The sequence below is a fragment of the Streptomyces sp. YS-3 genome (genome assembly GCF_045257485.1).
Classification (GTDB): domain Bacteria; phylum Actinomycetota; class Actinomycetes; order Streptomycetales; family Streptomycetaceae; genus Streptomyces.
The window spans coordinates 1-583 of record NZ_JBJHPC010001198.1 but is presented as its reverse complement, the minus strand read 5'-3'; the positions used below and the strand labels follow the sequence as shown (position 1 = coordinate 583).

Annotated in this window: 1 protein-coding gene; it reads left to right on the top strand. The window is 72.7% G+C overall.

The features are described 5' to 3' along the window. Window positions 1-213: 213 nt before the first annotated feature. On the top strand, window positions 214-583 hold a 370-nt coding region (locus tag ACJA3G_RS38285; RefSeq protein ID WP_406557584.1), incomplete at its 3' end, for a helix-turn-helix domain-containing protein.

Genomic DNA, 583 nt, shown 5'->3' with positions numbered 1-583 from the left:
CCCCTTCGGGGCGTGGCGCGGGCGTGTCGGGGGAGTTGCCGTGGAGTTGCGGGGGCGCACGCTGGTCGCGTGCGAGCGTGCGCGCAAACAGGGATGAGCGCGGCAAGGCCCGGAATCCCGCCACAAAATCCTTACAGCGCTGGCCGGGCTAGTCATTAATTCCTTGCGCGCAAGCGCGATAGTCTGGTCCTTGCTTCGGAGGGAGGCGATCACATGACCAGCAGCGAGCTTGACCGGTTCGCGGCCTGGATCGAGGACCTGATCCGTAGGCGCGGCTTCGACATCGACGGCCCGCGCGGTGGTGGCCGGTCGCGACTCGCCGACGAGGCCGGGGTGCACCGGGCCGCCGTCACCCGGCTGCTGCAGCGCCAGAGCATGCCGGACCTGGAGACGACGCGGCGGCTCGCCCACGTGCTGGAGGTGCCGGTGCGGGAGATGCTGATCCGGTCCGGGCGCCTCACGGAGGAGGACCTCCCGCTGCCGGCCGGGCGGGGGGCGGCGCCGGGGCGTTCGCTCACGTTGGAGGAGGCGGCCGTGGGGCTCGGGGTGCCGCCCGAGCCCCACGGCCGCCTCCTCCAACGTG